General features: G+C 63.1%; 21 protein-coding genes. 14 read left to right on the forward strand and 7 right to left on the reverse strand.

The window, feature by feature from the left end:
• The first annotated feature begins 25 nt into the window (after positions 1-25).
• The 11 genes from KI243_RS08755 to lpxO all read left to right on the forward strand — a co-directional run bounded on the left by KI243_RS08755 (position 26) and on the right by lpxO (position 10,405).
• Positions 26-382, forward strand: coding sequence for a PilZ domain-containing protein (locus KI243_RS08755; RefSeq protein ID WP_017126409.1), 357 nt, complete (start codon positions 26-28; stop codon positions 380-382).
• A 15-nt stretch (positions 383-397) separates the two neighbouring features.
• Positions 398-1,183: a TatD family hydrolase gene (locus KI243_RS08760; protein WP_017126410.1), complete on the forward strand. Its 786-nt coding sequence runs from the start codon at positions 398-400 to the stop codon at positions 1,181-1,183.
• Positions 1,184-1,669: 486 nt separating this feature from the next.
• Positions 1,670-2,308 (forward strand): TetR/AcrR family transcriptional regulator, encoded by a 639-nt coding sequence (locus KI243_RS08765; RefSeq protein WP_017126411.1) that lies wholly within the window; start codon positions 1,670-1,672, stop codon positions 2,306-2,308.
• A 186-nt stretch (positions 2,309-2,494) separates the two neighbouring features.
• Entirely contained in the window at positions 2,495-3,463 is a 969-nt protein-coding gene (locus tag KI243_RS08770; RefSeq protein ID WP_017126412.1) for a radical SAM protein, read from the forward strand.
• 364 nt (positions 3,464-3,827) lie between these two features.
• Positions 3,828-4,433: a DUF4823 domain-containing protein gene (locus tag KI243_RS08775; RefSeq protein WP_017126413.1), complete on the forward strand. Its 606-nt coding sequence runs from the start codon at positions 3,828-3,830 to the stop codon at positions 4,431-4,433.
• 17 nt (positions 4,434-4,450) lie between these two features.
• Positions 4,451-5,026: a DUF1285 domain-containing protein gene (locus KI243_RS08780; RefSeq protein WP_212810698.1), complete on the forward strand. Its 576-nt coding sequence runs from the start codon at positions 4,451-4,453 to the stop codon at positions 5,024-5,026.
• A 77-nt stretch (positions 5,027-5,103) separates the two neighbouring features.
• Positions 5,104-5,817 carry a GntR family transcriptional regulator gene (locus tag KI243_RS08785; protein ID WP_178992429.1) on the forward strand — a complete coding sequence of 238 codons (714 nt, stop codon included), beginning with the start codon at positions 5,104-5,106 and terminating at the stop codon, positions 5,815-5,817.
• Positions 5,814-6,818 carry an ADP-ribosylglycohydrolase family protein gene (locus KI243_RS08790; protein ID WP_177085131.1) on the forward strand — a complete coding sequence of 335 codons (1,005 nt, stop codon included), beginning with the start codon at positions 5,814-5,816 and terminating at the stop codon, positions 6,816-6,818. Before KI243_RS08785 ends, KI243_RS08790 begins: the two co-directional genes overlap by 4 nt.
• 109 nt (positions 6,819-6,927) lie before the next feature.
• Positions 6,928-8,394, forward strand: a complete 1,467-nt coding sequence (locus KI243_RS08795) for a cytosine permease (protein WP_177085128.1) — start codon at positions 6,928-6,930, stop codon at positions 8,392-8,394.
• Positions 8,387-9,313 (forward strand): PfkB family carbohydrate kinase, encoded by a 927-nt coding sequence (locus KI243_RS08800; RefSeq protein ID WP_103033033.1) that lies wholly within the window; start codon positions 8,387-8,389, stop codon positions 9,311-9,313. The genes KI243_RS08795 and KI243_RS08800 overlap by 8 nt, the downstream gene beginning before the upstream one ends.
• 192 nt (positions 9,314-9,505) lie before the next feature.
• Positions 9,506-10,405, forward strand: a complete 900-nt coding sequence (gene lpxO / locus KI243_RS08805; RefSeq protein ID WP_042935399.1) for a lipid A hydroxylase LpxO — start codon at positions 9,506-9,508, stop codon at positions 10,403-10,405.
• Between the two features lie 104 nt (positions 10,406-10,509).
• Here the strand turns inward: lpxO and KI243_RS08810 are convergent, their stop codons facing one another.
• The gene (locus KI243_RS08810) at positions 10,510-11,112 is read right to left on the reverse strand and encodes a hypothetical protein (protein WP_017126420.1); all 603 of its coding nucleotides are present in this window, start codon (positions 11,110-11,112) and stop codon (positions 10,510-10,512) included.
• A 245-nt stretch (positions 11,113-11,357) separates the two neighbouring features.
• Positions 11,358-12,224: a LysR family transcriptional regulator gene (locus KI243_RS08815; RefSeq protein ID WP_017126421.1), complete on the reverse strand. Its 867-nt coding sequence runs from the start codon at positions 12,222-12,224 to the stop codon at positions 11,358-11,360.
• Positions 12,225-12,332: 108 nt separating this feature from the next.
• On the opposite strand from KI243_RS08815, the gene KI243_RS08820 reads away from it, so the two are divergent.
• The 3 genes from KI243_RS08820 to KI243_RS08825 all read left to right on the forward strand — a co-directional run bounded on the left by KI243_RS08820 (position 12,333) and on the right by KI243_RS08825 (position 13,581).
• Entirely contained in the window at positions 12,333-12,911 is a 579-nt protein-coding gene (locus tag KI243_RS08820) for a DUF4865 family protein (protein WP_017126422.1), read from the forward strand.
• Complete coding sequence (locus KI243_RS33060; protein ID WP_017126423.1) at positions 12,898-13,032, forward strand: hypothetical protein; 135 nt, start codon at positions 12,898-12,900, stop codon at positions 13,030-13,032. The genes KI243_RS08820 and KI243_RS33060 overlap by 14 nt, the downstream gene beginning before the upstream one ends.
• 63 nt (positions 13,033-13,095) lie before the next feature.
• Positions 13,096-13,581 (forward strand): GNAT family N-acetyltransferase, encoded by a 486-nt coding sequence (locus KI243_RS08825; RefSeq protein WP_017126424.1) that lies wholly within the window; start codon positions 13,096-13,098, stop codon positions 13,579-13,581.
• A gap of 127 nt (positions 13,582-13,708) precedes the next feature.
• Here the strand turns inward: KI243_RS08825 and KI243_RS08830 are convergent, their stop codons facing one another.
• From KI243_RS08830 to KI243_RS08850, 5 genes are all read right to left on the reverse strand, one after another.
• Complete coding sequence (locus KI243_RS08830) at positions 13,709-15,079, reverse strand: gluconate:H+ symporter (protein WP_017126425.1); 1,371 nt, start codon at positions 15,077-15,079, stop codon at positions 13,709-13,711.
• A gap of 153 nt (positions 15,080-15,232) precedes the next feature.
• Positions 15,233-16,084: a copper homeostasis membrane protein CopD gene (copD, locus tag KI243_RS08835; protein WP_017126426.1), complete on the reverse strand. Its 852-nt coding sequence runs from the start codon at positions 16,082-16,084 to the stop codon at positions 15,233-15,235.
• Positions 16,085-16,088: 4 nt separating this feature from the next.
• Complete coding sequence (gene copC, locus KI243_RS08840) at positions 16,089-16,463, reverse strand: copper homeostasis periplasmic binding protein CopC (RefSeq protein ID WP_017126427.1); 375 nt, start codon at positions 16,461-16,463, stop codon at positions 16,089-16,091.
• 138 nt (positions 16,464-16,601) lie between these two features.
• Positions 16,602-17,330 (reverse strand): CbtA family protein, encoded by a 729-nt coding sequence (locus tag KI243_RS08845; RefSeq protein ID WP_103033034.1) that lies wholly within the window; start codon positions 17,328-17,330, stop codon positions 16,602-16,604.
• A gap of 15 nt (positions 17,331-17,345) precedes the next feature.
• Complete coding sequence (locus tag KI243_RS08850) at positions 17,346-17,564, reverse strand: CbtB domain-containing protein (protein WP_017126430.1); 219 nt, start codon at positions 17,562-17,564, stop codon at positions 17,346-17,348.
• Positions 17,565-17,711: the final 147 nt, after the last annotated feature.

Raw genomic sequence — 17,711 nt, forward strand, 5'->3', positions numbered from 1 at the left:
GGTTATCTGCATTTCGGGAGTCCGCATGAACGAACCCATTGGTCCAGGCCCGCGCAACGGTATCCTGTCCCTGACCATCAAGGACAAGTCGGTGCTGTACGCGGCCTATATGCCCTTTATCAAGAACGGCGGCCTGTTCATCCCCACCAACAAGAGCTACAGGTTGGGTGACGAGGTGTTCATGCTGCTCAACCTGATGGATGAGCCGGAGAAAATCCCGGTCGCCGGCAAGGTTACCTGGATCACCCCCAAGGGCGCCCAGGGCAATCGCGCGGCAGGTATCGGCGTACAGTTCAACGACGGCGACAACACCGCCCGCAGCAAGATCGAAACCCATCTGGCCGGCGCCCTCAAGTCCGACCGTCCCACCCATACGATGTAGTTGTCACTCTATCCCATGCTTGTAGATTCCCATTGCCACCTCGACCGTCTTGATCTCGCCGAACACCAGGGTTCCCTGGATGCCGCCCTCGAAGCGGCGCGCCAGCGCGGGGTCGGGCACTTCCTGTGCATCGGTGTCAGCGCCGATAACGCCGCCGACGTGAAGGCGCTGGCCGAGCGTTATGCCGATGTCGACTGTTCGGTCGGTGTGCACCCGCTGGACGTCAAGCCCGAGGCGACGCCGGCCCTCGACTGGTTGTTGCGCGAGCTCGATCATCCGCGCGTGGTGGCCATCGGCGAAACCGGCCTGGACTATCACTACGAGCCGGAAGCGGCCGAGGTGCAGCAGGCGTCTTTCCGCCTGCACCTGCAGGCGGCGCAGAAGACCGGCAAGCCGGTGATCGTCCACACCCGTGGCGCCCGCGCCGATACCCTGAGCCTGTTGCGCGAAGCACAGCTGCCCCAGGCCGGCGTGCTGCACTGTTTCACCGAGGATTGGGACATGGCCCGCGCGGCCCTGGACCTCGGGTTCTATATCTCGCTGTCGGGGATCGTGACCTTCCGCAACGCCGATGCCTTGCGCGATGTGGCCCGGCAGGTGCCGGCCGATCGGCTGCTGGTGGAAACCGATTCGCCTTACCTCGCGCCGATTCCCCACCGGGGCAAGCCGAACCTGCCGCAATACGTGCGCGATGTGGCGGACTACCTGGCGATGCTACGCGGAGTTCCCTACGAGCAGTTCGCCCACCAGACCACCGAGAACTTCAAGCGGCTGTTCCCGCTGGCGCATGTGAGTTCCTGAGCCGGACTGTGGGCGCTGGCTTGCCGGCAATGGCGTCGCTGCCGGCTTCGCAAGGTTCAAGGGGCTTGCGGGGGAGGGGTCAAATCGCAGGCAAAAAAAACCCGGGTTCTGGGGGGGTGAATCCGGGTTAAGACCATTAGGAGTAAAACAAAGGCGCGCGGTCCCTTGGCACCTTTATCAGCGCGTCACTTGGGGGAGATGTCGCGCCGACACTTCAAGTATTGGCCAGTATCGCGTCACGTCCAGTCAGCCCTGCTCATTTTTTAAACAGATTTGGAATACCGCCGCTTCGGTTGAGTTCTCATTGCTTGTCACGGGCTTCGGGGCTTGTCTGAGTGCGACGCTCCGTGACCTGGGCGAAGATTTTTTGACCAGTAGGGCCTGATTCGTCGACAGTGAAAACGAAAAGCTTCGGATGATTCGTGCAATTTGGCGCGGCTCAGGCATAATAGTTGGCTTCGATTTTGCCCCTACAGACCTTTTCTTATGCATAAAGAACCCCGTAAGGTCCGTGAGTTTCGTCGCCGCGAGCAAGAAATTCTCGATACCGCGCTAAAGCTGTTCCTCGAACAGGGTGAAGACAGTGTCACCGTCGAGATGATCGCGGATGCCGTCGGTATCGGCAAAGGCACCATCTACAAGCACTTCAAGTCCAAGGCGGAGATCTACCTGCGCCTGATGCTCGACTACGAGCGCGACCTGAACGAATTGCTGCACTCGGCCGATGTCGACAAGGACAAGGAAGCACTGTCCCGCGCCTACTTCGAATTCCGCATGCGCGACCCGCAGCGTTATCGGCTGTTCGATCGCCTGGAAGAGAAGGTGGTCAAGGGCCACCAGGTTCCGGAAATGGTCGAGGAACTGCACAAGATCCGCGCCTCCAACTTCGAACGCCTGACCCTGTTGATCAAGGGCCGCATCAGCGAAGGCAAGCTCGAGGACGTGCCACCGTACTTCCACTATTGCGCGGCCTGGGCATTGGTGCATGGCGCGGTCGCGTTGTACCACTCGCCGTTCTGGAGCAATGTGCTGGAGGATCAGGAAGGTTTCTTCCAGTTCCTGATGGACATCGGCGTGCGCATGGGCAACAAGCGCAAGCGCGACACCGATACGCCGGTAGCCTGACCGGCGCGGTATACTGGTGATGGTCCTGTAGGAGCCGGCTTGCCGGCGAAGAACGATAGCGCGGTGCGGCTTGAATTCCGCATCGCTTGAATCGCCGGCAAGCCGGCTCCTACGGATAGGACTTGCTAAAACTTGATTTTCAAGTCAACTTTTAGCTTGTGCCAGAGTCCATCGCCGGAGTGTTCCATGATCGTTGACCGTCAAGGCAGGCGTTTTCGCAATCTGCGCATCAGCCTGACATCCGCCTGCAACTATGCCTGTACCTACTGCGTGCCCAACGGCAAGCGGCTGGTGGCTGCCCAGGATGAATTGTCGGCCGAGGCCATGGCGCGGGGTGTTGCCTACCTGATCGAGGCGGCCGGAATCGAACGCCTGCGTATTACCGGCGGCGAACCACTGGTCAGTCCCAAGCTGGAAACCTTCATGGGCGCGGTGGGCCAGTTGGGCCTGAGTGATATCAGCCTGACCACCAACGGCCAGTTGCTGGCGCGCAAGCTGCCGTTGCTGGTGGATGCCGGGATCCGGCGGATCAACGTTTCCCTCGATACGCTCGATCCCGAGGCTTTTCGCGGCATTGCCCGTGGCGGCGATCTGGCCAGCGTGCTCGACGGTATGGATCAGGCGCGGGCCGCGGGGCTGAAGATCAAGGTCAATATGGTGCCGCTGCGCGGGCAGAACCTGGATCAGGTGATGCCGCTGCTCGACTACTGCCTGGAGCGGGGTTACGAGCTGCGTTTCATCGAGTTGATGCGCATGGGCCACTTGGCCAGCGACAACAATGCCTTCCTTCAGCAGTTCGTCAGCCTCCAGCAGTTGCTGGGATTGATCGGCGAGCGCTATGAATACCTGCAGGCCAATGCGCCGGTCGACGCGACCGCGGTGCGCTACGAGATTCCGGGGCAAGGCTATTTTGGCGTGATTGCCAACGAAAGCGTGCCGTTCTGCCGGACCTGTTCGCGCTTGCGCCTGTCCTCGACGGGCTGGCTACATGGCTGCCTGTCGTCGAGCAACCGGCATTACGTCGGCGATCTGCTGGACAAGCCGCGTCACGAAGCCCTGCCGGCGTTGCAGCGGCTGCTGGTCAAGGCCCTGGGCGACAAGCAGGAAGTGGCCTTCTCCGGCGGTGCGACGGTGATGAAAATCATCGGCGGCTAGTCATGTCGCGGTGCCTTGCTGGGAGCGGGCTTACTGCAGGGCGGGCTATGCAGGAGTGAGCTATGGGGGAGCGGGTTATGTGGGAGCGGGCTTGCCCGCGAAGCTTCTAGCGACCTCAAGGGCCTCTTCGCGGGCAAGCCCGCTCCCACAGTTGCCACAGAGCTTCGATGCCACAGAGCTCACAGTTGCCACAGAGCCTCGATGCCACAGAGCTCGCCACAGTTGCCACAGTGCTCCCGCAGTTCCACGGTCTCACACAAACCCCGCTCCCACAGACTCAACCCGCTTGCCAGGCCGATCTGGCGCGGAAGCTGCATCACGCGGCTATTCGCCGGTTTTCCGTCACCGGCCTTTGGAGGATAGGATGCGTAGCCTGGTTATGCTGCTGGCGTTTTTGGTGCTGGGCGGCTGCATGAAAGTCAGCGATCTGGGAGAAGGGGCTCGTTATCAGATGAGCGATGCGGGATTGCTCGATCATAGCGATACGCGCCGGATCCACTCGTTCCGCATTCAGCCGGACTCCTTCATCTACATTGCCCAGGGCGCATTCGCCCCGCCTGGCAGCGCCTATCCACGGCCGAACGTGGTGGCCGAAGAGGCCTTCAACGGCTTTGTCGAATACTTCCCGATGGTTCGCCGCGCCCGTGCCCCTGTCGGTCTCGACGAGGCCATGGCCGAAGCCCGCTCCGCCGGTGCCCACTACCTGCTGTACACCCGCTTCGCCAAGGCTGACGACCGGATCGGCAACTACGACGAGTGGGCCGACCAGGAAGCCGTCGATCGCCTGGGGATCGACAGTGGCGTTATCCAGATCATGCTGATCGAGACCAGCACCCAGTACCTGATCGATACCGCCCGGATCAAGAGTCGTGGCGGTTTACTGACGTTCCACGACAACAAGCCGCAGGACCTGATCGCCAAGCCACTGGCAGAATATGCGCGTAGTCTATTGGGCTTGAGCGATCAGTAAGTCATTTCGGAGTGAGCATGAGTGAGCCAGGCAAGGCCGATGATCTGTTGGCGCAAATTTCTCTGATCGGGAAGGGCACGGAAAAGGGCCTGCCGCCGGTGCACCTGTGGAACCCGGACTTCTGCGGCGATATCGACATGCGCATCGCCCGCGACGGCACCTGGTATTACCTGGGCACGCCCATCGGGCGCAAGCCGATGGTCAAGCTGTTCTCCACCATCCTGCGTCGTGACGGCGACGATTATTTCCTCATCACTCCGGTGGAAAAGGTCGGCATCAAGGTCGATGACGCGCCTTTTGTCGCGGTAACCCTGGAGGTCGAAGGGCAGGGCGAGACGCAGCAACTGCGTTTTACCACCTACGTCGATGAACAGGTGACGGCTGGGGCCGAGCATCCGATCCGGGTGCTGATCGATCCCGTCAGCCAGGAGCCGACGCCGTATGTCCACGTACGCAGCAATCTCGAGGCGCTGATCCACCGCAATCTGTTCTACCAACTGGTGGAGCTGGCGGTGACCCGGCAGATCGACGGCCAGTCCTGGCTCGGCGTGTGGAGTGGCGGCGAGTTTTTCCCCATCGGCCTCGAACCCTGATATCGGGCTCCACCATTCATCCCCTGGAAAAATAAATCCCTTGCACCGACAAGCCTGTTTCGGTTATCAATTTGTACATGATTAGACATGTTCGATTTGACAAGAAAAAACGGGTGGTCGATGAGCTGATCCGGCGCATCGAAAGCGGTCTTCTCGAAGACGGCTTTCTGCTGCCGGGCGAGCATCAGTTGGCCGAAGAATTCTCGGTGAGCCGTGGCACGCTGCGCGAGGCCCTGGCCGAGCTCAAGCGGCGCAACTACATCGCCACCCAGAGCGGCGTCGGCTCGATCGTCACCTATGACGGCATCGCGCTCGACCAGCGCGCGGGCTGGGCCCAGGCCCTGGCCGACACCGGTGCGCTGATCAACACCGAAGTGTTGCGTTTCGAGGCCGTGGAGCGTCCGGACCTGCTCAGTCGCTACGGCACTGACCGGTTCATCGCCCTCGACCGGCGGCGGCGCAACACCGAAGGCGTCGTGGTCTCCCTCGAACATTCCCTGATGCCGGCCAGCGGCGGCCTGGAAAGCCTGCCCGAAACCGGCCTGATCGATAACTCCCTGACCATCACCCTGGCCGCCCACGGCTTTATCGGCGAGCGTGGCGACCAGTGGATCGGTGCCGAACCCCTCGGCGCAGAGGACGCCGAGCTGCTTGGGCGTCCCGTGGGCACCGTGTTCCTCAAGGCCCTGCGCACCACCTATGACAAACAGGGACGTTTCATGGAACAGGTCGAAAGCCTGCTCGATCCCTTGCATTTCCGCCTGCACCTGGCTTTTGGAAACCCGACATGACCCCGACGCACCGCGCCCTCGGCGCATTCTATGGCCTGGCCCTGGGCGACGCCCTCGGCATGCCGACCCAGTCATTGAGTCGTAGCCAGATCCAGGCGCGCTTCGGCAGCATCCGCACCCTGGTGGACGCCGGTCCGGACCAGCCGATTGCGCCGAACATGCCCGCCGGTTCCATTACCGACGACACGGAACAGGCGATCCTGGTCGGCCAGTTGCTGATCGACGGGCAGGGCCATATCGAGCCGGCCGTGCTCGCCGAGCGCCTGATCGCCTGGGAAGCGGTGATGCAGGCCAAGGGTTCCCAGGACCTGCTGGGGCCGTCGACCAAGCGCGCGATCGAAATGATCCTCGCCGGTCACAGCCCTGAAGAGGCCGGACGCTACGGCACCACCAATGGCGCGGCGATGCGTATCACGCCGGTAGGCATTGCCGCCGATATCGCCGAGCCCGGGCGTTTTCTCAAGGCCGTGGTGCAGGCTTGCCAGGTCACCCACAACACTAACCTGGGCATCGCCAGCGCCGCCGCCGTGGCCGCGGTGATCTCCAGCGGGATCAACGGCAAGAGCCTGGCGCAGGCGCTGGAGGTCGGCACCGAGATCGCCTTCGCCGCCGAACAGCATGGCCACTGGGTTGCCGGTGGTCGCATCGGTCCGCGCATCCGCTGGGCCCGGCAACTGAGCGCTGACTGCGCCGATGCCGATCTCGCCGATCTGCTCTATGACGTGGTCGGTACTTCCGTCGCCAGCCAGGAGTCGGTGGTGGTCGCCTTTGCCCTGGCCCAGCGCGTGGCCGAGGGGCGCCTGAGCGCCTTCGACGCGACCTGCCTGGCCGCCGGTATCGGCGGCGACACCGACACCATCGCCGGGATTCTCGGCGCCATGCTCGGCGCCTGCGACGGCCTGGAGTGCTGGCCGCCCGAACTGATCGCACAGATCATCGAAGTCAACGGGCTGGAACTGGTTCCACTGGTTCAAGGGTTGATCGCCCTGCGCACCGCCTGAATAAACAAAACGCAACGGACTGCAGAAGAAGGGGGCCGGAGTGGCCCGGGTTTCACTACGCCTTCCGCACTGCCCACAACCACAACAATGGCATCAGGAGCTGAACACCATGACCTCATCAAACGCCGGGCAAAGTGCCGGGCAACTGGAAACCCGCGGTATCGAACCGGCTCCCGAAGCGGAGTGCAACGGCCATCCTCTGCAGCTGTTCTGGGTCTGGTTCGCCGCCAACATCAGTATTCTCGGCTTGCCGCTGGGGGCGACCCTGGTGGCCTTTCGCGGCCTGGCGATCTGGCAGGCGATCATTGTCGCCATCATCGGTGCGGCGGGCTCCTTCGCCGTGGTGGGGGTCATCTCCATCGCCGGTCGCCGCGGCCGGGCACCGAGCCTGACGCTGTCGCGGGCGATCTTCGGGGTGCGTGGCAATATCGGCCCGACCATCGTTTCGCTGATGTCGCGCCTGGGCTGGGAAACGGTCAATACGACCACGGCGGCCTTTGTGCTGCTGTCGCTGTGTTCGATCCTGTTCCACTCGCCGGTCGAAGCCAAGAGCGCACCCGCGCTGACGTTGCTGTTCATCGCCATCTTCGTGTTGCTGACCCTGTCGGTTTCCGGCCTGGGCCACGCCACCTTGCTGGTGATCCAGAAGTGGGCGACCTACGTCTTCGGCGCCCTGAATATCCTGGTCGGCGGCTTCCTCTGCGCCACCATCGACTGGAGCGCGGTGTTCAACGCCACGCCGGCGCCGATGAGCGCGATGATCATCGGTATCGGTACCATGGCGGCGGGCACCGGCATCGGCTGGGCCAACGCCGGGGCGGATATGTCGCGCTACCAGCACAAGAGCGTCAAGGCTGCGCGTCTCGTCGCTTCGGCGGCCTTCGGTGCGGGTATCCCGCTGGTGCTGCTGATCACCCTCGGCGGCCTGCTGTCGGTGGGCAACCATGACCTGGCACAAGCCACCGACCCGATCATCGCGATCCGCGACATGCTGCCGACCTGGATGGCGGTGCCGTACCTGATCACCGCATTCGGCGGCCTGCTGCTGTCGAACAACCTCTCGGTGTATTCGGCCGGCCTGACCACCCTGACCCTCGGCCTGAGGGTCAAGCGCGTGCATGCGGTGATCGTCGATATCGTGGCGATCTTCGCCGGCTCCATCTACTTCATGCTGATCGCCGACAGCTTCTACGGCCCGTTCATCACCTTTATCTCGCTGCTGGCCGTGCCGATCACCGCCTGGGTCGGGATCTTCGTGGTCGACCTGCTGCATCGCCATGTCTACAGCGCCAAGGACCTGCTGGACGTCAGTCCGACCAGCGCCTACTGGTATCGCGGGGGTGTGGAATGGCGTGCGTTCGGTGCCTGGGCCGTAGCCATCGTGCTGGGTTTCAGTTTCACCACCATCGGCACCACGGCGGAGAACATCTGGTTCCGTGGTTTCCTGTCCGATTCCTGGCTGGGTCACAACGGCCTGGGCTGGATCGTCACTTTCCTCGTTGCAGGCGGTATCTACGGCCTGCTCGGCGGCGCGGCGGATCGTCGTGCGGCCTTTGTAGAGAATGCCAATGGCTAGATTGCTGCATACCGGCCAGGTCATGGTTGACCTGGTCATTTCCCTCGACCAGTTGCCGGTCAGTGGCGGTGACGCCCTGGCCAATGCCGCCAGCTTCGAAGCCGGTGCCGGTTTCAATGTGATGGCCGCCGCCCGGCGCAATGGCCTGGCGGTGGTCTACCTCGGTCGTCACGGCAACGGCCGCTTCGGCGAACTGGCCCGTCAGGCGATGGTGGCGGAAGGGGTCGAGATCGCCCTCGACAGCGACAAGGAAAAGGACACCGGGCTCTGCGTCTCCCTGACCGAAGCCAGTGCCGAGCGCACCTTCATTTCCCATATCGGCGCCGAAGGCGGGCTCTCGGCCGCCGATCTGGCGCGGGTTGCGGTGCAGGCCGACGACTATGTCTATGTCAGCGGCTACAGCCTGCAATACCCGGACAAGGTGCAGGCGCTGCTGGACTGGGTGCTGGCCTTGCCGAGGGAAGTGACGGTGGTGTTCGATCCGGGGCCGCTGGTCAACGCGCCGGACTCGGCACCCATGGCGGCCCTGCTGCCGCGTATCGATATCTGGACCAGCAACAGTGTCGAATCCCTGCGCTTTACCGGCGCCGTGGATATTGCCGGCTCCCTGGACAGCCTGACGCGGCGTCTGTCCGACGGTGCCCTGCTGCTGGTGCGCGACGGCCCGGACGGTTGCTGGATCAGCCGGCACGGGGAGCGCCGGCATATCCCCGGCTTCAAGGTGACGGCGGTGGATACCAATGGTGCCGGCGACGCTCATTCCGGCGTGTTCCTCGCCGGGCTGGCGGCGGGGCTCGATGCTGCCCAGGCAGCCCTTCGCGCCAATGCGGCGGCGGCCCTGGCGGTGACCCGCTGGGGGCCGGCAACCTCGCCGGGTGCTGACGAAGTAGATGTCCTGGTCGCGGGGCTGAAGTCGTAAAGATGTAAGAAAAATCTGTAATAGATTGCGCTTTTGTCTTCTGCTTAAGTAGGAAGTGCTGGAAACCACGGCAGCGGCTGTTCTACCCTAGTACGTTGGCTACTTTTCTCGATACCCAGCCTCCGGAGGCTCTGCTCCAAGGCTGGTGGTCGGGTGAAGTCAGCGTATTCTCCGACTTCTGTGACGACGCCCGTGAAACTCATCATCATTGCTGTTTACGTATTGTCCATCGCGTATGTACACCTGCGCGGTAAAGTCCGGCACAAGCTGGGTCGCCAACTGAGCGACCACTCCAGCTTCCTGGCACCGATCAACTGCTTCCTCTACCTGTTTTCGAAGATCCCCAGCCGACCGTACCTGCAGACGACGGACTTCCCCGAACTCAAGCCGCTGCAGGACAACTGGCAGGCGATCCGCGAGGAGGCCCTGGCCTTGCTGCGGGCGGGTGAAATCAAGAAATCCGAGCGGCCCGACGACGTCGGTTTCAACTCCTTCTTCAAGACCGGTTGGAAACGTTTCTACCTGAAATGGTACGGCGACAACCATCCCTCCGCCCTGGAGCTCTGCCCGCGTACCACCGAGCTGCTCAACGGCATCGGCACGGTCAAGGCGGCGATGTTCGCCGAATTGCCGCCGGGTTCGAAGCTGGTCCGTCACCGCGATCCGTATGCCGGTTCGCTGCGCTACCACCTGGGGCTGGAAACGCCGAACGACGCGGGTTGCTACATCAACGTCGACGGCCAGAACTACCACTGGCGCGACGGCGAGCCGGTGATGTTCGACGAGACCTTTATCCACTACGCGGAAAACACCACCGACAAGGACCGCGTGATCCTGTTCTGCGATATCGAGCGGCCGATGAGGTATCGCTGGGCGGCGGCGTTCAACCGCTGGTTCAGCCGTAACGTGATGGCGGCTGCCGCGGCGCCCAATGGCGACGGCGACAAGACCGGCGGGATCAACAAAGCCTTCACCAAACTGTACGGCATCCGCCTGCGCGGCAAGGCGCTGAAGAAGACCAATCGCACCCGCTACTACCTGGAAAAGTGGGCGATCTTCGGTGGCCTGCTGGCGTTGTTCCTGCTGATCTAGCGCCATTTCCGCGATCGATTGCAGCAATGAATCGGCCGGGCTCCCAACGGGAGTCCGGCCGATTTTTTTCAAGCGTTCCGCAATGGGTCGCCAGGGGCGATCAACTAGATGCCATCCTGCGGGTGCAATGTACGCTTGGCCAGGTCCTCGGGACTCTTCTGCTGCCAGACCGGCCAGTAATCGGCGCGTTTCTCTTCTACGCTGCCCTTGTTGCTCTCGAACCACGACAGCGATTTCGGCGAGTTGTCGACCAGTTCGGTGTTCTTGATCAGATCGGTGACGTCCTTGCTGCCGGTGCTGAACTCGGCCTTGCTGTCGCTACTGACCGGCCACAGTGAGAAGCGGGCTTTCCAGGCACCCATGCGTGGCGTCACGACGCTGTAGTAGGTCTTGCCCGGGGCCAGGTCGGCCTCGAGGAAGTCGGCGGCTTCGGAGACCACCATGAAGGTGTGCTTGCCCGGGGTGGTCGGGTAGTTGATCTTGCTGCCGTTGGCCATGATTCCGATAAACCGGGTCTGGCCGCCGGTGACGTCATACAGCGAGGCATCGATGATCTTGCCGACGAACGACGAGCGCATGAACACCACCTGGGCGGCGGTCGGTTCGGCGGTCGGGATGGTTTGCGTGGGGACTACCTGCATCGGGTTGCCGGCACAGCCGCCCAGCAGTGCAGCGGCGGCCAGCAGCCACAAATGGATAAAGCGCATTGAATGCTCCTTGGTCTTGAACTCGAGTTATTCCCTACTCAGGTGCGCCGCGGCAAAGACGTGTTCGCCGCTCCGGACATCTTTCAGGCCCGGCCTTTAAATCATGAAGGCATTTGGCTATCAAGTGTTTTCGATTTTCTCCGGGGATGAGTTTTCCCTGTCTGTACGGGCCTCGTATACGTCGGATTGATGTAGTGACCTGGATTCGGGAAGTTACCGGACCCACATCAACCCTTGCCGCGCGGTCAACGCTCCAGCACACCCCGGAACGCCGCGCTCAAGGCCCGCAGTGTCTCCTGGGAGCGGGCGTCCGTGGGCCGTGAATGCAGGATGATTTCGGTCACCGGCAACGCCGGCAGTCCCAGCTGTTCGCCGACTTCGACAGCACCGGCCGGAGCCACCCGCCTTGCCAGCGCGGCGACGCCGAGCCCGGCACTGACCGCCGCGCCCACCGCCATGACGCCGCCGCCGATAAACACTTCGGTCCAGGCAATTGCGGCGTCGTCCAGCACCCGTACCGCCAGGTGGCGCACGCCGCACGGCGCGGCCATGGTTGCCAGGCGCAGTACGCTACCCGGCACATGCTGCCAGGTCGGCGCGGCGAACCAGCCGAAGCGCTCGACCACCAGCACTTCACCGTCGTGGCGGTCGCCCTCGCTGCGCACGATGGCCGCGTCCAGCTCGCCGCGGTCGAAGGACGCGCTCAGGTCCCGGGACGATGCGATGCGCACCTCGATGATCAGCAACGGATCGTAATGGGCCAGTCTGCTCAGGAGCACCGGCAGGTCGGGCCCGGCGACATGATCGCTGATACCGATGATCAAGCGTCGGCTCGGCGGCGCGCTCATGTCGCCGAGGGCGCGTTCATGGGCCTGGAGCAGGGTCCGCGCCGCCTGGATGAATTGCTCGCCGGAAGGCGTCAGGCGCACATGCCGTGGCGTGCGCTCGAGCAAGCGATAACCGAGGCGCTCCTCCAGACGCTTGAGCTTCAGGCTGATGGCCGCCTGGGAGGTGTCCAGTGCCTGGGCGGCGCGGGTGAAGCTGGCGAAGTCGGCAATCAGGACAAAGGCCTGGACGGTGTCGATATCGAGAGGCCTGCTGATGTCTGTCATATCTACCTCTTATCACACATATATCGGTAGATATCTTGTTGTAATCATCGACCTTGCGCAAGCTGGCTCCAGGTTTTCCACAGCCGGTTTTTCCCAAGGAGCGCGATCATGTTTGCCAAACAGTATTCCCACCGCTTGCCCGCCAACTACGACATGGATCTGATCCGTCGCCGTGCCGCTGAACTCGGACCGCTCTGGGACGATGCCCGCGGCCTGCTGTTCAAGGCCTTTATCGCCCGGGAGCGCGGCGTCTTCGGTGCCTCGGCCAACCAGTATGCGTCGGTCTACCTGTGGTCGGATCCGGCCGCCGCCGCTGCCTTCCTGATGGATGAGCGGTTCCAGAAGGTGATCGATTCGTTTGGTCGTCCGCAGATCGAGGCCTGGTTGCCCCTGGATTTCCAGCTGGGCACGGCGCTTGAGGCGCGGGCGCTGTACCGCGAAGAACTGGCGGTCGACCCGGAAGCCGATCGCGCCCGGTTGCTGGCAAGCGAGATCGAGCGCAACCAGGCTCTTCTACGCCAGGAAGATACCTTCGCGGTCTTCCTGGCACTGGATACCGCGAGCTGGCGGCTGGTGCGCATCACCCTGTCGTCAGGTCATCCGGACCGCAGTCGTGCCAGCGAGGCCTACGAAGTGCTGTACCTGGCCCAACCCGGTGTCGAGAGCCGGCGTCATGGACGGGCGTGACGAGCAGGGGCAGGCCAGCCGCGCGCTGCTGGCCCATCTGCTGGGGATGGGCGTGGGCGCAGGGCTGATCCTCGGCCTGACGCTGCTGGCCTGCCTGCTGTTGCGAACGAATTTTCGTTGAAATGATTCAAGCGGCAACACAATCCGAATAGCATGGGCGTCTCCATTGATTCCGGAAGCGCCCATGTCCCTCGAAATACGCGAAGCCCGGCCCAGCGATGCGCCGCAGATCCTGGCCTTTATCACCGAACTGGCGGACTACGAACGGGCGCGTCACGAAGTGATCGCCAGTGTCGTCGACATCGAGCGCAGCCTGTTCGGCGAAGGCGCCACGGCCCACGGCCTGATCTGCCTGCGGGACGGCGAACCGGTCGGTTTCGCGGTGTTTTTCTTCAGCTACTCGACCTGGCTCGGGCGCAATGGCCTGTACCTGGAAGACCTCTATGTCTCGCCACAACAACGCGGCGCCGGGGCGGGGAGGAAGCTCTTGCGGCATCTGGCGAAGATCGCCTGTGCCAACGACTGCGGACGCCTGGAGTGGAGTGTGCTGGACTGGAACGAGCCGGCGATCCGCTTCTACGAGTCCATCGGCGCGCAACCCCAGAGTGAATGGGTGCGCTACCGGATGGACGGCGAAGTGTTGAAGAACTTCGCCTATTCGCAGGACTGAACAGCGATCCTGAAAACCCCGCGAAACCTGTAGGAGCTGGCTTGCCAGCGATAGCGATGTCACATTCACCACCGCCATCGCTGGCAAGCCGGCTCCTGCAGGAATCGGGTTCAACCTGGGCCGATGTTTATTGCAACCACTGCCACAACAGCAGCGTGCCGATCAGCCCGACCACCGAGACGATGGTCTGCAGTACCGACCAGACCCAGATGGTCTGCTTGAGTTGCAGGCCGAAGTACTCGCGCACCATCCAGAAGCCGGCATCGTTGACGTGGCAGAAGAATACCGAGCCGGCACCGATGGCCAGCGCCACCAGGGAACTCTGGGTGGTTGCCAGGCCCGCCATCAGCGGGGCCAGGATGCCCGCGGTGGTGGTGGTCGCCACGGTGGCCGAACCCGTCGCCTGACGCAAGGCCACGGCGATCAGCCAGGCCAGCAGCACGTAGGACATGTTCGCGCCGGTGGCGACCTTGCTGATGGTGTCGCTGATCCCGGCTTCCAGCAGCGTCTGCTTCAGCCCGCCGCCGGCGCCGATGGTCAGCAACAGCACGGCAATCGGTGCAAGGCTCTTGCGCAGTACGTTGCCGACCTGGTCGCGGGCCATGCCGATCGACCAGCCGAGGCAGATCACCGCGGCGATCACCGCGAGGCCCAGGGCGATCAGCGGTTCGCCGAGAAACTTCAGGGTGATCGCCAGGTTGCTTTGCGGCGCCATGGCGACTTTCGCCAGGGTGCTGCCGAGCATCAACAGCACCGGCAACAGAATGATCAGCAGCGAGACGGCAAAGCTCGGCTTGCGCCGGGTCTCGACCTTCGCCGTGAACAGGGCGCCGAGTTCCGCCGGTTCCTTCACATCCAGGCGCTTCGACAGCCAGATGCCATACACCGGGCCGGCGAGCATTACCGCCGGAATGGCGATGCACAAACCCAGCAGCATGGTCATGCCGAGGTCGGCGTGCAGGGCGCTGACGGCGATCAGCGGCCCCGGATGAGGTGGCATCAGCGCGTGCAGGGTGGTCATGCCGGCGAGGGCCGGGATCGCCACCTTGAGCAGCGGCTGGCCGGATTGCCGGGCGATCACGAAGATGATCGGCACCATCAGCACCAGGCCGACTTCGAAGAACAGCGGCAGGCCGATGATCATTGCCACCAGCGCCATCACCCAGGGCAGCGACTTGCCGCGGGCGTGGCGCAGCAACGTCGAGGCGATGCGATCGGCGGCCCCGGATTCGGCCATCAGCGCGCCGAGCATGGCGCCCAGGGAAATGATGATCCCGGCTTCGCCCAGGAGGCTGCCAGCGCCTTTGCTGAACGCCTTGGCCACTTCCTCTGGCGGCAGGGACGCGCCGAGCCCGGCGACAAAAGTGCCGATCAGGATGGACAGGAAGGGCGGCAACTTGGTGAGGCTGATCAGCACGATGATGGTGGCGATGGCCAGCAGGCAGCAGATGATCAGGCGGGTGTCGTGGGCGAGCCACGCGGCATGTGAAAGATCCAACGGAAACCCCTTCTTGTAATATCTTGTTACGCGGTTGGAAGGAATATACCTGATCAATTCATATAGATGACTATTTGACACGGGTTTTTTACCAACGGCCGTCTGAAAGTCCCGGACGGTTTGCGCTGGTCGCGAGCAGTAACCGAAGCGGCTTCAGTCCATCAGCATCGGCGGCAATGTGCCCAGCAGCGATACCGCGAGGATCGCCCCCAGCCCCAGCAGCCATTCGAGCGTCACACTGCGGCGCAGGACGCTGAAGTGTCCGCGCCGGCTCATCACCAGGTTGAACAGCGCCAGCCCCAGCATCAGCGCGACCATCAGCACCTTGATCAACAGGATCAGGGCAAAGCCGCTGAACAGCGGAGTCGGCCAGACGGCACCGGTGAGCACGCGCACGTTGATCATCCCGGTGACGATGATCGTGGCGACCAGCAGGTAGCCGAGGTTGCTGAACCGGCGCAGCACCCGGTCGATGTCATGTTCCGCCGGTTTGCCCAGCACCAGGGCGAGCAACATCAGTCCGCCGATCCAGGCACCGACACCGCTCAGGTGCAGCAACTGGTTGAACATCAGCAGCCGGCCACCCAGGCCGTCGAGCATCGCGCCGTGGCCGACCGGAGCCAGGGTCGCCAGCAGCAGGAAGGCGAGCAGAAGATTGAGCCGGGGAGAGGTATTGGCCCGGAGGCCGATCAACAGCAGCAGGCCGAACCCCAGGTGCCAGCTCCAGACCTTGCCGAAGAAAGTGCTGCCCAGCACCAACTGCAGGGTGCCGAGGTGGAACGCGTCGGCCCCATCGCCGGTCATGCCGGCGGTGGTCAGCAGCAGCCAGGCGATCGCACTGAGCGAGGCCAGGCCGGCCATCCAGCGTTTGGCCCGCGACAGGCGCAGGTCGAGGACCGCGCAGGGTGCCGGGCCGAGCAGCAAGGGCCTGAACAGACAGGCCCCGAACAGCGACAGGACCATGGTGAAATGCAGGAAACGGCACAGGACCATGGCGCTTTGCATGAATTCAGTTGCCCACCTTGAAGCCGTAGTTGCCTTCGCTCTTGTGGGTGTCGACCGAGACCGCATGCCATTCGACCTTGTAGTCGCCGGCCTTCAGCGGGGCGGCCGGGGTCACGATGAGGGTTTTCTTGTCGGCCGGATCGGTGACGATGCTTTTCACTGCGACCGGGACGCCGTCACTGCTCAGCCCGACTTTGCTGAATTCGGCTTCGACCCCTTCGCTGAACACCAGGCGCAATTCGCTCGGGGCGCTGACGGTGCTGTCCGCCGCCGGGGTCTGGCTTTTCAGGTGCGCATGGGCGAACGCGGAACCGGCCGCGACGCAAGCGCCGAGCAGGACAAGGGTATTCAGGGCTTTTTTCAGGTGGGGAAATGACATCGATCAGTACCTTGATGGCGGAAACAGGTGAGGATGATGCGAGAGGACGTGGGGCAACAATAGCCGGTACAGAGGGGTTTGGCACGGAGGAGCCGGGGGCAGCCGGCTCCTTTTTTGTAATGCAGTCGCCTGGTCCGATCAGCCGAGCACGTAGTGGCCCTGGCGCTTGAGGGCGCGTTCGGTCAACCAGCCGAACAGCAGGCCGAGGGTGGTCCACAGCACCAGCTGGATACCCAGGGCGGCGACGCGGAACTGCCACAGCACCACGGCCGAGAAGTCCGCCGGCACTTCATTGATTTCCGGGAACGCGTAATGGGCCACGGCGGCGATCACGATATACAGCGCGGCACCGACCAGAGTGGCTGTCCAGGCACCGTGACGGGCGATCAGTTTGCGACCGAGGTTGATCGCGATCACCATCGCCGCGATCGACACCGCCAGCATCAGGAAGAACAGCTTGGTGCGCTGCTTGATGGTATCCGGGTCGCCCACCGACGGCGGGTTGGCCGGGTACTTGAGTTCCGGCACGAAAATCACCGCGACAAAGGCGGCCAGTGCCAGCAGGGCGGACAGGCCACGCGGCCCCATGCGACCGACGCGGCCCAGGGAATAGGCGAACACCAGGGCGAACAGGCCACCCATGGACGCGCTGTAGACCAGCACCCCGGTCAGCAGGCCGATGCTGCTCTGGGTTTCGCGGCTGACCAGCTCGGGTTCAGGCGCCTCGCCCTTCATGGCGTCCATTTTTTCTTCGAAGGCAATGGCCTTGTCGACCTGCGGCTCGCCAAAGACCTTGGCAAAGCCAAACGCCAGCAAGCCGGCTACGAGCCCCACGAGCATGCCGCGCAGCAGAAGTGATCCAGTCATGATGAGTTCTCGAGATCAGTGGCAGGGAAAGCCGAGCAAATGACGGCCATCGTGTACGAACTCATGCACGTACATGCCGGAGATCAGCGAGGTCGCGCCCTGTTCCGCGCCGACGAAGTAAATCGCCAGCATCAGCAGCAGGCCGCCGAAGATTGCCCAGGGCAGCAGTTCGCCGAGGGGAATGGTGGGGATCGATATGGAGCCGGGAGTATCGTATGTTGCGGTACTGGCCATCTGAAAAATCTCCAGGGATTGTGCGTCCGGTCTGAGAAGTGGAGTGTGCGTGGAAGGGTCTGACTCTCGGCATCTATGCTCTGTACGATAATCGCCTGTGCGACCCTCAGGCCGCCTTGCGAGTACTCGTACAGACCGTTTGAATGC

The sequence above is a fragment of the Pseudomonas sp. Ost2 genome (assembly GCF_018326065.1).
Classification (GTDB): Bacteria; Pseudomonadota; Gammaproteobacteria; order Pseudomonadales; family Pseudomonadaceae; genus Aquipseudomonas; species Aquipseudomonas gingeri.

Excerpts from the sequence above, each read along its gene's own strand:
- KI243_RS08755 (WP_017126409.1), top strand. The coding sequence starts at position 26 with ATGAACGAACCCATTGGTCCAGGCCCGCGCAACGGTATCCTGTCCCTG.
- KI243_RS08760 (WP_017126410.1), top strand. The coding sequence starts at position 398 with ATGCTTGTAGATTCCCATTGCCACCTCGACCGTCTTGATCTCGCCGAA.
- KI243_RS08765 (WP_017126411.1), top strand. The coding sequence starts at position 1,670 with ATGCATAAAGAACCCCGTAAGGTCCGTGAGTTTCGTCGCCGCGAGCAA.
- KI243_RS08770 (WP_017126412.1), top strand. The coding sequence starts at position 2,495 with ATGATCGTTGACCGTCAAGGCAGGCGTTTTCGCAATCTGCGCATCAGC.
- KI243_RS08775 (WP_017126413.1), top strand. The coding sequence starts at position 3,828 with ATGCGTAGCCTGGTTATGCTGCTGGCGTTTTTGGTGCTGGGCGGCTGC.
- KI243_RS08780 (WP_212810698.1), top strand. The coding sequence starts at position 4,451 with ATGAGTGAGCCAGGCAAGGCCGATGATCTGTTGGCGCAAATTTCTCTG.
- KI243_RS08785 (WP_178992429.1), top strand. The coding sequence starts at position 5,104 with ATGATTAGACATGTTCGATTTGACAAGAAAAAACGGGTGGTCGATGAG.
- KI243_RS08790 (WP_177085131.1), top strand. The coding sequence starts at position 5,814 with ATGACCCCGACGCACCGCGCCCTCGGCGCATTCTATGGCCTGGCCCTG.
- KI243_RS08795 (WP_177085128.1), top strand. The coding sequence starts at position 6,928 with ATGACCTCATCAAACGCCGGGCAAAGTGCCGGGCAACTGGAAACCCGC.
- KI243_RS08800 (WP_103033033.1), top strand. The coding sequence starts at position 8,387 with ATGGCTAGATTGCTGCATACCGGCCAGGTCATGGTTGACCTGGTCATT.
- KI243_RS08810 (WP_017126420.1), bottom strand. The coding sequence starts at position 11,112 with ATGCGCTTTATCCATTTGTGGCTGCTGGCCGCCGCTGCACTGCTGGGC.
- KI243_RS08815 (WP_017126421.1), bottom strand. The coding sequence starts at position 12,224 with ATGACAGACATCAGCAGGCCTCTCGATATCGACACCGTCCAGGCCTTT.
- KI243_RS08820 (WP_017126422.1), top strand. The coding sequence starts at position 12,333 with ATGTTTGCCAAACAGTATTCCCACCGCTTGCCCGCCAACTACGACATG.
- KI243_RS33060 (WP_017126423.1), top strand. The coding sequence starts at position 12,898 with ATGGACGGGCGTGACGAGCAGGGGCAGGCCAGCCGCGCGCTGCTGGCC.
- KI243_RS08825 (WP_017126424.1), top strand. The coding sequence starts at position 13,096 with ATGTCCCTCGAAATACGCGAAGCCCGGCCCAGCGATGCGCCGCAGATC.
- copD (WP_017126426.1), bottom strand. The coding sequence starts at position 16,084 with ATGCAAAGCGCCATGGTCCTGTGCCGTTTCCTGCATTTCACCATGGTC.
- copC (WP_017126427.1), bottom strand. The coding sequence starts at position 16,463 with ATGTCATTTCCCCACCTGAAAAAAGCCCTGAATACCCTTGTCCTGCTC.
- KI243_RS08845 (WP_103033034.1), bottom strand. The coding sequence starts at position 17,330 with ATGACTGGATCACTTCTGCTGCGCGGCATGCTCGTGGGGCTCGTAGCC.
- KI243_RS08850 (WP_017126430.1), bottom strand. The coding sequence starts at position 17,564 with ATGGCCAGTACCGCAACATACGATACTCCCGGCTCCATATCGATCCCC.